We start from the raw sequence: 14487 nt of genomic DNA on the forward strand, positions 1-14487 counted from the left end.
TCATCGAGTTAACGTATTAATTTCAATTTATAGTCAATGATATTTTCTATTGAACCATCAATGCGTTTAATTACAATATGGTCACTTGTAATTTCATTCGGACTTTTGACACCAACTGCGGCTGCAATGTTAAATAGTCCTTCATGTAAACTTGTAATATAGTTCGTTACTCGATATTGCTTTTCATCGACAATGAGTGCTTTTTCTTTCTTAGGATCTGTCGTCGCAACACCCACAGGACATGTATTTAAGTGACATTGTTGACTCATAATACAACCTACACTAATCATCATGCCACGAGCAATATTAACTAAATCGGCACCTAATCCTAAAGCAATTGCTACTTTATCTGGCGTGATTAATTTACCTGAGGCAAAGATTTTCATTTTATCTCTAATTTGATGTTGCTCTAACATACCAGATACGATAGGCAGCGCCGTAAATAGTGGTAAACCGACACCATCTTGTAATTCTTGGAATGTCGCACCTGTACCACCTTCGCCGCCATCAATTGTGATGAAATCCGGGTAAATATTCATATCAACCATCGATTGAACTAGCGCTTCAATTTCTTCAACTTTACTCACTACGATTTTAAAGCCGACAGGTTTTTGACCTAGTTGACGTAGTTTATCTACAAATTGTAATAAGTCTTCAGGTGAGTCTATAAAATCAAATCGGTTAGGTGAATTCACGGTTTTATAGGGTTCGATGTTTCTGATTTTGGCTATTTCTTCTGTAACTTTATTGCCCTCCATATGTCCACCGCGGGTTTTAGCACCTTGTGCGAGTTTAATTTCAAATGCTTTTACCTCTTTATGATTGGCTGTCTTCAGAAATTGCTCGTCGCTAAAGTTGCCATCTTTATCACGGACACCGAAAAGACCTGGTCCGATTTGGAAGATAATGTCGCCACCACCTTTAAGGTGATATTCTGACAATCCACCTTCACCTGTATTCATCCATGTGCCTGCACGAGCTAACCCTTGAGATAATGCAGTGATTGCTCGACCACCAAGTGCACCGTAGCTCATTCCTGATTGACCGACTAGACGTTTGATTTTATATGGATGTCTTAGATTGTTTCCGAGAATAATAGCGTTATCGTCTGTTAAGTAATACGGATCAATATCTGTTTGATCTCTATGTTCATCACGTTGAAATAAACGCTCGTTGTCTACTTTATAGATAAATGTTGAAATCATAGTTTGATTATCAATTTGTAATTCATTACGTTGTAAAGGAAACATTGTATTTCGTATGTAAAATCCATCCTTATACTCTCGTTGTGTTCCAAAACTAGACATTCGAGAGTTGTATTTACCTGCTAGCACAATATTTGTGTACTGGTTTCTTGAAAATGGTTTCCCCTCTGTATCATTAGCAAATAAGTATTGACGTAATTCTGGTCCAATCTTTTCTGCAAAGTAACGTACACGTCCTAGAACAGGATAATTACGTAAGACACTGTGTTGATTCTGCCCTTTATCTTTAAATAGCAACACAAGTACTAAGCCGATTATTGAAAGAATCACAATAAATATCATGATGTTAACAATAAACTGCATAACTGTAAGTATAGAAATCAATTTTATTTCTCCCCCTTTGAACTTTCTACAATTAAAATCATACACCAATGTAAATCTTTTACAATTTAAATTAGGAAGAAATTTTCAATTTCTTAATATTAATAATCTGATAGAATAACAAATGATATATGACATACATGTATTTCGATGATAAAGTATGATGTACAAGATGTAAGAGGTGACCTATGGAAAAAAAGGGAAAGTCATTGAAACAAGAGGGTTTAAGAAATCAATGGGGAAGTCCTGAAGTAGTAAAAAAAGATTTCTTATTAATACCCATTTACATCGTTTTTCAAAATTTAATGCCAATTATTATTGTTTTCGGTGTTCTAGGTGTTCATGCGATGATAACGCAAGACCCGCCACCACTCTATTTATATAATTTGATGTTGAGCGTCAGTTTCGTTATAGCGCAATTTATTGTTATCGTATCATTTTTTGCATTACATAAACTCTATATTGCTGATGTGTCATTTAGACAATTTCGCATTGCTAAACGTAATTACTTACCATTAATAGTTAGTGTGAGTATCAGTGCATTATTGCTATATTATGCTTTTAATTTTGTAGCGCAGAAACTACCTAAACCTTTAAGTTATGATGTAACTCAAGCGCAACTTCGTCTTGAAGGTCTATTCAATCATCCAATTGCAATTGTGTTTACTTTTATTACAGTGGTTGCATTACAACCTTTAATTCAAGAATTAATTTATCGACATTTAATCATTCATGAACTCGGAAAAAAGCTGAATTTGATGGTAGTTATTGTATTGAGTATAGTGATAGAAGTAAGTGTACAGGTATATGACTTGATATCCATCATGGAAGTGATACCGTATTTAATATTATCAATTGGCTCTATCATTATTTACATAAGAAGTGGAAAGAGTTTAGCAGCATCATATCTTTATCATAGCTCTGTACATTTGGTGATATTTATTACTACAATGGTAGAGAAGTTCTTTTAATTTTTGATAATAGTTGAAATTTACATATTCAAAAAGAATAGATAGGGAGAGACTTATGACAAATGAATATGAACATTCGCAAGAAACATCTAAGCATTCACAACTAAACAATGAATTTGCATCAAAACGAATTGTTAAACGTGATTTCTGGCTTATACCAGGCTACTTAATTATTAATATTGTTTTGCCATTGATATTAACAATAGTTGTAATGATTACGATTGTAGCTATTACGGGTCAAACCTCACAAGATCCTTTCATAAAACAATTAATGGGGATTAATCAAATTTTTGTCTTATTAGGACAGTGTCTGTTATTACTATTATTTTATTTAATGCATCGCAAATCGCTTATTCCATTAGCAATTCAACGCTTTAAAGATTTGAAAAAACATATCATACTGATTATTGTTGTTCTCATTGCGATGTATTTGGCACAATTTTTATACGGAAACTTAATAGAATTGCTACCTGAAAAATATCAGTTTAATAATACTGAAAATAATAAACAAATTGAGGAACTCTTTAAGACGAGATGGATTTGGCCAATATTATTTTTAGATATAGTAATCGTTACGCCAATCGTTGAGGAATTACTCTTTAGACATCTCATTATTCATGAACTCGGTAAGAAATTAACATATGGTGCAATGTACGTTGTATCAGTATTAATCTTTGCTGGATTACACGTACTAAGCGCATCATCTCCATTTGAAGTTGGACCATATTTAATTATGGCTATTGGATTTGTTGTTGCGTATCACTATAGTGGTCGTAACTTAGCAATCACCATTACGTTGCATATGATAAATAACTTAATTTCATATTTCTCTATTATTATTTCGATTATTTGGTAATCGATTTACTCCGATTGAAGTGAGATACAGTGAATCAAGAAATGTTAACTTGAATTTGCTTATTTTACTTCTTTTTTTGTTATTATAGATATAAATGATGCTAGAACAGATTAAATAAAAAAGTATTTTAATTTATTTTCCAATAAAAGTAATAGTTAAGAGGAGGTTAGTAACAGATGTTATTAAACATCAAAAATTTATCATATAAAGCGGATAGACGTATGATACTCAAAAATATCAACTTTCAATTAAATGAAGGTGAGGCAGTAGCAATCATAGGTCCATCCGGTAGTGGGAAGAGTACATTTTTAAAGCAGATTAATAATCTAATTAGCCCGACAGATGGGGAACTTTATTTCAAAGATAAGCCATTCAATGACTATCCTCCTGAAGAATTGCGTATGAAGATAAGTTATCTCATGCAACAGAGTCAACTTTTTGGTGAGACGATTGGGGATAACATGTCATTTCCAGCGTTAGCTCGTGATGCGCACTTTGATAAGGAAAAGGCACTCGATTTATTGAAGAAAGTAAACTTAGGTCAGTATGATTTAAACTCTAAGATTGAACATCTATCCGGAGGTGAACGTCAAAGGATTACGATTGCACGTCAACTTATGTATCGTCCGGATATATTATTGCTAGATGAATCTACAAGTGCACTCGACACGCAAAATAAGCACATTATTGAACAAATGATTTTTGACATGGTTAAAGAAGGTGTCGCAGTCTTATGGATTACGCACAGTGATGACCAGAGTATGAGACATTTTCATAGAAGAATAACAATTAGTGATGGTGAGATAACGAAAGAGGAGGCGTTAAATCAGAATGAGTAATACAGCCCTTTGTTTAACTGCATTATTATTATTAATTCCAATCTTTATTTCGTATAAAGAAGGGTTACATATTATTAAAGATTTAGTAGTAGCTTCCGTACGTGCAGTTGTACAGTTAATCATCTTAGGTTTTATATTGCACTATATTTTCAAAATAGATCAAGCATGGATATTAATGTTAGCAGTGCTAATCATTATTATAAACGCATCGTGGAACACAATTAACCGTGCTTCTCCTGTTATGCATCATGTCTTTTGGATTTCATTTATTGCTATATTTATTGGAACTGCCTTACCGCTAACTGCTACTGTATTAGCTGGAGCGATTGATTTCAAAGCAAATGAAGTTATTCCGATAGGTGGTATGTTAGCTAATAATGGCCTTATCGCGATTAATTTAGCTTACCAGAATTTAGACCGAGCATTTGTTAAAGATATTACTGATATTGAATCTAAGCTTACATTAGCGGCCACACCTAAATTGGCTTCTAAAGCATCAATTAGAGAGAGTATACGACTTGCTATCGTACCTACGATAGACTCGGTAAAAACATACGGTCTAGTTTCTATTCCTGGTATGATGACAGGCTTGATTATTGGTGGCGTACCACCATTACAAGCGATTAAATTCCAATTGTTAGTTGTGTTTATTCATACAACGGCTACAATTATGTCAGCGTTAATCGCGACATATTTAAGCTATAATCAATTCTTTAACGTCCGTCATCAATTAGTGGCGCGTAATAGTGCACTTAACGCACCCGATGAAGAAGATGAAGATAAATAAATTAAAAAGTCAGTTTTCACTTGAATCACCAAATGAAAACTGACTTTTAATCTACTATGCTTTGTCCACTAATATGATATGGAAATGTACACCTTGCTTAGATGGTAATAGTGTAATTGAACCATGATGATAATTAACAGCGTCTTTTATGATAGATAAACCGATACCATGTTGAGCTTTATTTGCTTTCGACGTATACGACTGTTTAAATAATGCATCAATATTATCGTGAGGTAAACCTCGACCATCATCCATATAATCAATCATCAAGTTATTTTCAATTTTAGAAAAAGTAATCTTTATGCTAGGGTTGATCTCATTATGATCAATACTATTATTAATTAAATTGATCAGCAGTCTCTCGAAATACAATTTATTACCATAAAATGTTGACCCATCTTCAAAATGAAAGTCGCAAGTTAGGGATTGGTAACCAATAATCTGAGCAATTCGATTAACTGTTGATTGAATAGGGAAGTTCTCTTTATCATGCTTCATCTGATTGGTTTCCATATCAAAGGTTTGATTCAAGCTATCAATCAAATCACTCATAAACGTTGCTTTCTCCGAAATAAGTTGAACATAAGATTGTGACTGTTCATCTGCTTGTATTAGTTTAGAGTAACCATAAATTGTTGTAAGTGGCGATTTTAAATCATGTGAAATTTGACTAATCCATTTCGATTTATAATACGACATTTGATTATGGTAAAACTTATCAGACAGCATTTGTTCATTCAATTTCGACAAAGATGCGTCCAGTTCCGGATATGTTCGACGATTCTTAAATCGTTTACGCTTCGACGTCGGCTGGTGTAGTTTGCCTAGCGACAAATTACCTATCCAGTCAATGTAAAAGGATAACGGTCTTGTAAGACGTTTTGAAATTAACATGGCCGTTAAAGCAACTAAAATGACGTTAGCCATAATAAACGTGATGAAAAGTAAAATATATGTATTCTTACTATCATTGAAAGCTTCTCCAAAGTTATCATTCCACAATATCGTTCTTTGACCTGGATTCTTCACAAATTGAAGTTCATTGTTTGAAATTGAATAGTTGTAATGATTGAAATCTAAAGATGATAAACTATCAAGTAGTTGTGATGTTTTGATTTCATCGCTATTTGTTATTTTAGGTTGTTTCATTTTATTTCTATAGATATAAACAAGATACGTGCCTTCTTTTGATACAACAGAATTCGCATTATTTATGTTATTTAATAGCGTTGGTTTTATATTTGAATTACGTTTCGATTTTGGGTAGAGAATGTCTCCATTTTTACGGACGAAGTATAAATCGACGTTACTCTTTTTGGCTAAAGATTTAAGATTAGCATTGGGTTCTTGAGTAATGCCATAAGTCTCTAAGTAAGTAGGCTCAATCTCATTAATATCCCAATAAATATTTGGTAATACTTTAAAAAACAGTATGATAATTAATGTACATGTGATAGTGAAATTTAGAAGTACAAATATAGTCATATATTTAAGAAATTTTAATGTAAATTTATTGATCATTGCCATCTTCCTTGAACATGTATCCTTTGCTGCGTACAGTTTTAATCATCTTAGGTGAATTAGGAGCCGCTTCAATCTTCTTACGCAAAGTTCTAATATGTACCATCAAAGTGTTATCGTCGACACCTGTATCATATCCCCAAACTTTAGCGTATAGCTGATCTTTCGTAAGTACTTGGTTCTTGTTTTTAACAAGATACGTTAATAAATTATATTCGCGATTCGTAAGGTTGATTGGTTTCTCATTTACACACACTTCCATACTATTAAAGTTAATAGTTAAATCATTATAACGATACATCGACTGACCTTTATCGTTTAAATGTAATGAAACTCTATAGTATAACTCCATAGGGTCAAAGGGTTTCTTAATATAATCAACTGCACCTTGTTCAAAGCCTTTATAGACATCTAAATGTGTTGTTTTAGCAGTCACTACTATGACAGCTGTGTCATTTAAATCAATATATTTCAGTAACTGATAACCATCTTCAGACTTTAAATTTAAATCTAATAATATAACTTGAAAATTGAAGTTCAGTAATTCATATTTTGCATCCTCAATATTATCAACAGATTTAATATGTTGTATCCCTTTTGTACTTAAAGATAATTTCATCAACTCATTAATATCTTTATCATCTTCAATAATGAGCACTTCACCGTTCATTAAAACCACCTCAATATCTATCTTATACAACTTTTTAACATTTAACTATTCCGGTAATTATGATTTAAGGAAAAATTAAGATTAAACTAAGTAGTATTTAATTTAAAAATTTTACTATATAACTAAATCATTTAACGAAGGAGCAAATTAAATGAAAGTTATATCCCAGCTGCTTGGAATTATGATTACATTACTTGCACTATTTAATATACTTAGATTATTAATAAGTCTAATAGAAAGTTATTTTAGTATGAATTTCGGTATTGATTTTTTGTTGCATAATAATTATGTGACTTACGGCGCAATTGCATTACTTGTTGTTTCAGCATTTCTACAAGAACTTATCGAACATCAATACAACAATAATGAAAGTCTCTTTTAAAACATTGGGGAAGAAAAATATAAGTGAATATTATATAATGGAACAGTTACGAAACTTGAAGAACAGTGCGTAGCTGTTTTTTTTTATGTAAAAAGATTAAATGAAAGGAGTATGAATGATGTCTGTTATGCGGATAGCGACATTTATCATCAGTGTATTTATAGTAGGTATGGTTGAAATGATGGTCGCTGGTATCATGAATTTAATGAGTGATGACTTAGGTGTTTCAGAAGCAATAATTGGACAACTTGTCACACTTTATGCATTAACCTTTGCGATATGTGGACCTATACTTGTTAAATTAACAAATCGATATCCTGCACGTCCTGTATTATTATGGACTTTAGTCATCTTTGTAGTAGGTAATGGAATCATCGCTGTGGCGCCTAACTTTACGATTCTAGTCATTGGACGTATATTATCTTCAGCTGCAGCTTCATTAATCATTGTTAAAGTCTTAGCGCTCACAGCAATGCTAACGATACCTAAGAACAGAGGTAAGATGATTGGCGTTGTCTATACTGGATTCAGTGGGGCAAATGTCTTTGGTGTGCCCATTGGTACGATGATTGGTGATTGGATTGGTTGGCGTTTCACATTCGTATTTATTATTGTTATTAGTCTTATTGCCGGCTTATTAATGTTGAAATATCTTCCAACTACTACGGAACTCAATCAAGCCAATAGAATGTATAATAACGTTTCCGATGATAATCAAGTCACATCTCATATTGTTCGACCAGTTGAGATCATTAAGTTTTTAGCAATTACATTGCTTATTCTAATCGCTAATTCAGTGACGTTTGTATTTATCAATCCACTTATTTTAGAAAATGGTCACTCCATGGGCTATGTATCATTAGCACTACTCGTTAATGGCGTTGCCGGTGTTGTTGGTACATCAATGGGTGGTGTACTAGCTGATAAATTGACTAGTAAGCGATGGTTAATTATTGCTTTCTCAGTATTTATTGTCGTGATGCTAGCCATCAATTTAATTTTATCTACAACAGTACTATTATTAGTTGGACTCTTTATTTGGAATATCGTGCAATGGAGTACGAACCCTGCGATACAAAGTGGTATTATCGAACATGTTGAAGGTGACACAAGTCAAGTTATGAGTTGGAATATGTCTTGTCTTAATGCAGGTATTGGTTTAGGTGGTATTATCGGTGGCCTTGTTGTTTCAAATATGAATGTTGAAGCGGTCACGTTTGTAAGTGCCTTTATAGGTTTATTAGGACTGATTATTGTACTTACATTAAAGAACGTACATTATGCTAAAAATTAATATCATATAACCATTTTAAGAGCCTGGGACATAAATAATATGATGATGCTATTTTGCAAATTCGCAGTAGCTGACTGAACTGAAAATGCGCTTAAATCAAGCTTTTTTCAGTTCTAGTCATCCTTGCGGGGGTGGGACGACGAATTTAAAAAGAATTCTGTCCCACTCCCTTTCTTTATTTATTTACATGTGGTTCTAAGTTGTTTATCGAGTAAGGTTCATAGGGCATGGTGCCTGTTCTAGCGTAATGAACTAAGTCACTTATCATACGTTTGCTTAATTCGAACTCATTGTTTGAAAGTTTAATAGAGTGACCCTGTAGTATATCCATCTTACCGAACCAGAAGACTAAATCTAAAATATGATAAGCACTTGCAAAATGAACATGTTCAGGTCGAGCCCAATCAAAGCGTAACAACCAACGATAAGAATTATTACTCATTTGTTGAAGTAACGTGAATGTTGGCTGTTTAAAATATAATTCCGTCACGACATGTGCTTGTTGTTTTCCAGTTTGAACACGACTGAAATCGACGTGAATATGATTTAATTTCATGACATCAACGAAACGTTGAGGGCTCAGTTTTCGTGATTCATTTCGGATATAACAATCGCCTTCATCTTTCGTATAGCTTAATACAATGGGTTTGTTGAATTCAGTTAGAGGCCTACACATCTTGCTATCTTTAATCGGTTGATATATCAATTCTAAGCCTTTAGATTTGCCACGTGCTTCCGCGTCATATGCCATTAATTGTAGAATTGCTTGATCATCTAAATCGTTTATACTTTTTCCGGAAAAGTGTTGTTGCATTAAATCATCAAAATGTTGTGCTTTCATCATGCCAGTTTTTGCTGAATCTAACTGCAATATGCCACTTAATAACATCACTTGATGATAATAGTGGTCAAGTTGTGGTTGCTGCATCAATGCTTGAATACTCATACTGCCTGCTGATTGACCCCATAATGTAACATTGTCAGGATCTCCACCAAAATACTTAATAAAATGTGCAACCCACTTTAATACCGCAATTTGATCAGACAGACCGTTATTTTTATCGTAGTGCGCGTTAAAGTAAGACCAATCTAGAAATCCCAATGCACCTAATCGATAGTTGAACGTAATCACAATGACATCATATTGCTCAACAATATGTTCTGGAGTATATAATTCTGCTGAACCATGACCATTTATAAAGCCACCACCATAAAAGTAAATGATTACAGGTTTCTTTGCTTTGCCAGTAGATTGACGCCAAATGTTTAAATGTAGGCAATCTTCATTAGGTTGAAATTTCTGTTTCGTAGTTGAAAAGAAAGTTTCTAATTTATTGAATGGTTGTGGAGGGATTGCTCTGAATTGTGTAGCATCAACCAATGTATCATAACTATAGATAGGACTAGCGTGTTTAAAACGACGATGTCCAATAGGGGGATATGCATAAGGAATGCCTAGAAATAAATCTAAATTCTTATGTGTCAAACCTTCGAAAGAACCATATTTCGTATTAATTATTACCATCAGATTATCACCCAACATTTATCAATTACTTTAACTATAGCATTATTTTATAAGTTGAAAGATATTGAATACTGTTCTATTCTAAAAAAAACCTAAGTATGAACGTAGTCACACTTAGGTTTACAATATTAATCATTATGTTGTTGGATTGCTTCTTTTCTTTCAGGTTCCTGTTGTTCTGCTTCCAATGTATCTTCTTTCATTTGTTTATTAATCTTCTTAGCGCGTTTGTAATATACACTCTTGAAGTGGCTTGTAATACCAATTCTATAAAAGACAAGTGCTAAAACAATTATAACTAGGAAATCGTAAGGGTAGTGTATTAGGTTAATACCTTTAAACTCTTTACTACCGATAAATGACATACAAGCTAATAAGATTAAGTAGACAATAATCCACATACTTCCACCGATTTGTTTTTTAGTGTTTTTCCAATTCATTTTATATTCATAGAAGAAATAAATTGGTAATCCTAAAATAATAATCAATATAACTTCAGCTGTGGTTGGCCACATCGCCCAATAAATTGCTAATGAAGCAAGTACAAAAGATAATGGCGCCATTACTTTTAACATCGTGCCTCGGAATGGTCTGTGTAATTTAGGTCCCATTTCACGTAACGACATTACCGTAGTTGGTCCTGTTAAGTATGCGACTAATGTTGCTGTTGAAATAACAGCGGCTAATACACCCCAATCACGGAATAAGGTCACCATAACCATACTGATGATCGCATTAAATACGATGGCTACACGTGGAATATTATAAGTTGTATTAATTTTACCTAAGAACTTAGGAATATGACCATTACGTTCCATTGCATTTAATACACGACCAGTAATCGCAACAAATGATACGCCTGTACCAAATGGTGAAACAACCGCTTCGATGTATAGCAAAATAGCTAACCAGTTGATACCTAATAAGATTGCCATGTCTGCGAATGGTGAATTGAAGTTGATACCACTCCATCCATGCTCATGAATCATTGATTGTGGCATAGATGTAATAAATGTACTTTGTAGTATGATGTACAGAATTGCGCTCAACGTTAATGAAATTGCAATTCCACGTGCAATATTCTTTTCAGGATTTTTAATTTCAGATCCCATATTAATGATTGTTTGGAATGCATTAAATGAGAAGATGATTCCTGATGTTGTTGTTGCTGCAAAGATTGGTGCGCTACCGTACGGCATAAATTCGCCAATAGATGAACCGTAGTTACTAGTGTCGAAACCTGAAAGCATTAACATGATGATTGTTAGTAACGGTACACCTAATTTAAAGAACGAAATTAAACTAGTGAAAGACGTTAATAATTTAACTGACCAATAGTTTAATAAAGAAAAAATAATGATAATGACATAGACAGCGAATAATCCTGTCGTACTGATTGAACCATTATGCATTAATGCAGAAGTTGGTTTTGCCCAATCCCATGGCCATGAACTGATGTATTGTACAGCAGATACTGCTTCAATTGGAATGATAGTAACTAATGATACCCAGTTTGCCCATGCGGCAATAAATCCTAACAATGAACCGTGTGAGTATTGAGCATAGTTACTCATACCACCAGATTGCGGAAACATTGTTCCTATTTCGATATAGTTATAAGAAATCGTTCCTATAACTATAAACCCGATAATCCAAGATAAAATGGCTGCAGGACCAGCTGCAGAAGAAGCTTCCCATGCACCAAATAACCAACCTGAACCAATTAAACTTCCTAGTCCTAATAATACAAGTTGGACCAGATTGATCTTACCTTCGTTATTATTTTGTCCCATAAATACTCCTTTATGTTGTTTTAATAATCATCAAAAATGATACGTTATAATTATACGCTTATCATTTCATTAGTCAATTCATGATTTTGTAAATTTACAAATGATTGTGTAATTAATAGTTATTTATTGACTTAAATAATATAATGATTGTATTGTTATCAAACTAATGATATGAGGTGACTAAGGTGCCAGAGAAACAATCCGATAAACAGGTATTAGCTTTTTTAGAAAAAGAAAGTCAATGGAAGGAATCTTATCAATATTTAAGAAATTTAATATTTGATGAGTCAGAATTAGAAGAAGCATATAAATGGATGCATCCAACATATACCATTAATGATAAAAATGTTATAACGATTCATGGTTTTAAACATTATGTAGCGTTACTATTTCATAAAGGTGCAATTATAGAAGATAAATATGAAACGCTAATTCAACAAACAGAGCGAGTTCAAGCAGCAAGACAGATACGCTTTAAAACACTGGAAGAAATTAAAGAACGTCGAGATGAAATTTTATATTATATTAATGAAGCCATTGAAGTTGAAAAGGATGGCAAGAAAGTTGAAATGAAGAAGACAGAGGACTATGAAATACCTGAAGAATTACAGCAAGCATTCAATGATAATCCTAATTTAGAAGAGGCATTTTACAAATTAACGCCTGGTAGACAGCATCAATACATATATCACATTTCACAAGCTAAGCGTAGTCAAACAAGACAAAGCAGAGTTGAAAAATATATTGATCATATTCTTGATGGTAAAGGGATGCACGATAAATAGATTTAGAATGAAAGAAGCATTTAATCAACATCGCTAAAGATGAAGATTAAATGCTTTTTAAATGATGTTAACAATAGTTCAAATTAGATAGTCAATTAACCATTTAATTTAACTAAAATTTTAGCTTGAGATTTATCGTTTACTAATTGTTCGAATCCAGATTCAACAATGTTTTCTAATTCGATTTCATCTGTTACTACGCTCTTAACATCTAAACTACCGTTCGCAATTAAATCAATTGTTTGTTGGAATGTAGTAGGAGAGTATGCAATTGTAGAAGTTAATTGAACACCTGAGTTAGTTAATAACATTGGATCGAAATCTACTGCATGAGCAAAGATTGATACGATGACAACTGTACCTCTTGGACGCGTAACTTGTACAGATTGAGATAATGTTACACCAACACCAGCAACTTCAAATGTAACATCTACACCATTTTCTGTATGTTCGTTAATAAAGTCTACAGGATTTGTATTACCAGAGTTAACTACATGCGTAGCGCCGACTTCTTTAGCTTTAGCTAAACGTTCTTCAGATAAATCAAATACGAAGATTTTACTTGCACCAGCTGCTTTAGCTGCAACAATTGTTAATAAACCAATTGGGCCAGCACCAAATACTGCTACTGTATCACCAAATAATAATTTACCTTCTTTAACTGCTTGAACCGCAACTGCAGTAGGTTCTACTAAAGCACCTTCTTTATCAGATACACTTTCAGGTAATGCATATACATTTTCTTCTGGCGCATTTGTAAATTCGGCAAAGCCACCATCAGAGCCTAAACCGATAAATGAATAGCCATCATATAAATCAACGCTTTCATCTTTCTCGTGTTTAGATACAGTTGGGTTAACAACTACGCGGTCACCTTTTTTATATTTAGTAACGTCTTTACCAACTTCTTCAACAACACCAGCAAACTCATGTCCTAAAGTAACAGGTGCTTTTTGTTCAAGTAGTGGATCAGGTTTATCTGTAGAGATGAAGACTGGTCCTTCTAAGTATTCATGTAAATCAGTTCCGCAAATACCTGCCCATGAAACTTTTACTTTAACTTCATTGTCTTTTAATTGCTTAGGTTCACGATCTTCCACGCGAACATCTTTTTGACCATACCATACTGCTGCTTTCATTTTTACAACATCCCTTCAATAAATACTTATTACACCTATAGACTAATACTATTAATTTTGGAATGCAATTTTGAATTCAGCTTCAAATTATTTACTTAGAAAAGTTTGACAATTTGATGAATTTTATTGTGAGCAACTTTATTTTCGACAGTTTTTTAACTTGATCATGCTTGAAACAACTTTAAAAAAATGTAATTGTGAATTTTTTTAATCTTTTCATATAAGAAATGTTTCAAAAAATTATATAGGGTATATAGATATAAAAGATGGAAAAAGCTTGAATTATATTGAAATTGAATTAATTAAAATTTTATGAAGCAAAGGCCATGAGGCTCTTGT

At 33.0% G+C, this 14487-nt stretch carries 13 protein-coding genes; 7 read left to right on the forward strand and 6 right to left on the reverse strand.

The window, feature by feature from the left end:
* Positions 1–8: 8 nt before the first annotated feature.
* The gene (locus tag EQ029_RS02455) at positions 9–1586 is read right to left on the reverse strand and encodes an FMN-binding glutamate synthase family protein (protein WP_029376624.1); all 1578 of its coding nucleotides are present in this window, start codon (positions 1584–1586) and stop codon (positions 9–11) included.
* Positions 1587–1774: 188 nt separating this feature from the next.
* On the opposite strand from EQ029_RS02455, the gene lnsB reads away from it, so the two are divergent.
* From lnsB to EQ029_RS02475, 4 genes are all read left to right on the forward strand, one after another.
* Entirely contained in the window at positions 1775–2557 is a 783-nt protein-coding gene (gene lnsB / locus EQ029_RS02460) for a CPBP family lipoprotein N-acylation protein LnsB (RefSeq protein ID WP_016930768.1), read from the forward strand.
* 55 nt (positions 2558–2612) lie between these two features.
* Entirely contained in the window at positions 2613–3413 is an 801-nt protein-coding gene (locus tag EQ029_RS02465; RefSeq protein WP_016930767.1) for a CPBP family intramembrane glutamic endopeptidase, read from the forward strand.
* 176 nt (positions 3414–3589) lie between these two features.
* A complete protein-coding gene (locus EQ029_RS02470) occupies positions 3590–4252 on the forward strand; it encodes an ABC transporter ATP-binding protein (RefSeq protein WP_011274922.1) in 663 nt (220 codons plus the stop codon).
* Entirely contained in the window at positions 4245–5039 is a 795-nt protein-coding gene (locus tag EQ029_RS02475) for an ABC transporter permease (protein WP_011274923.1), read from the forward strand. Before EQ029_RS02470 ends, EQ029_RS02475 begins: the two co-directional genes overlap by 8 nt.
* A 54-nt stretch (positions 5040–5093) precedes the next feature.
* Here the strand turns inward: EQ029_RS02475 and EQ029_RS02480 are convergent, their stop codons facing one another.
* Together EQ029_RS02480 and EQ029_RS02485 are read right to left on the reverse strand one after the other, a co-directional pair.
* Positions 5094–6560, reverse strand: a complete 1467-nt coding sequence (locus EQ029_RS02480; RefSeq protein ID WP_011274924.1) for a sensor histidine kinase — start codon at positions 6558–6560, stop codon at positions 5094–5096.
* A complete protein-coding gene (locus EQ029_RS02485; protein WP_011274925.1) occupies positions 6550–7230 on the reverse strand; it encodes a response regulator transcription factor in 681 nt (226 codons plus the stop codon). Before EQ029_RS02485 ends, EQ029_RS02480 begins: the two co-directional genes overlap by 11 nt.
* A 151-nt stretch (positions 7231–7381) precedes the next feature.
* On the opposite strand from EQ029_RS02485, the gene EQ029_RS02490 reads away from it, so the two are divergent.
* Both EQ029_RS02490 and EQ029_RS02495 read left to right on the forward strand, forming a co-directional pair.
* Positions 7382–7612 carry a hypothetical protein gene (locus tag EQ029_RS02490; protein ID WP_049781270.1) on the forward strand — a complete coding sequence of 77 codons (231 nt, stop codon included), beginning with the start codon at positions 7382–7384 and terminating at the stop codon, positions 7610–7612.
* A gap of 118 nt (positions 7613–7730) precedes the next feature.
* Positions 7731–8906 (forward strand): MFS transporter, encoded by a 1176-nt coding sequence (locus tag EQ029_RS02495; protein WP_016930764.1) that lies wholly within the window; start codon positions 7731–7733, stop codon positions 8904–8906.
* A gap of 175 nt (positions 8907–9081) precedes the next feature.
* Here the strand turns inward: EQ029_RS02495 and EQ029_RS02500 are convergent, their stop codons facing one another.
* Together EQ029_RS02500 and EQ029_RS02505 are read right to left on the reverse strand one after the other, a co-directional pair.
* Positions 9082–10431, reverse strand: coding sequence for a carboxylesterase family protein (locus tag EQ029_RS02500; protein WP_033079727.1), 1350 nt, complete (start codon positions 10429–10431; stop codon positions 9082–9084).
* A gap of 128 nt (positions 10432–10559) precedes the next feature.
* Entirely contained in the window at positions 10560–12224 is a 1665-nt protein-coding gene (locus tag EQ029_RS02505; RefSeq protein ID WP_011274928.1) for an APC family permease, read from the reverse strand.
* Between the two features lie 185 nt (positions 12225–12409).
* Between EQ029_RS02505 and EQ029_RS02510 the strand changes: the two genes are divergently transcribed.
* Positions 12410–13009: a YdeI/OmpD-associated family protein gene (locus EQ029_RS02510; RefSeq protein WP_011274929.1), complete on the forward strand. Its 600-nt coding sequence runs from the start codon at positions 12410–12412 to the stop codon at positions 13007–13009.
* A 95-nt stretch (positions 13010–13104) separates the two neighbouring features.
* Here EQ029_RS02510 and EQ029_RS02515 read toward each other — a convergent pair whose 3' ends face one another.
* On the reverse strand, positions 13105–14148 hold the full coding sequence (locus tag EQ029_RS02515; protein ID WP_057504840.1) for a 2,3-butanediol dehydrogenase: 1044 nt from the start codon (positions 14146–14148) through the stop codon (positions 13105–13107).
* Positions 14149–14487 lie beyond the last annotated feature (339 nt).

It is taken from the genome of Staphylococcus haemolyticus (assembly GCF_006094395.1).
Classification (GTDB): domain Bacteria; phylum Bacillota; class Bacilli; order Staphylococcales; family Staphylococcaceae; genus Staphylococcus; species Staphylococcus haemolyticus.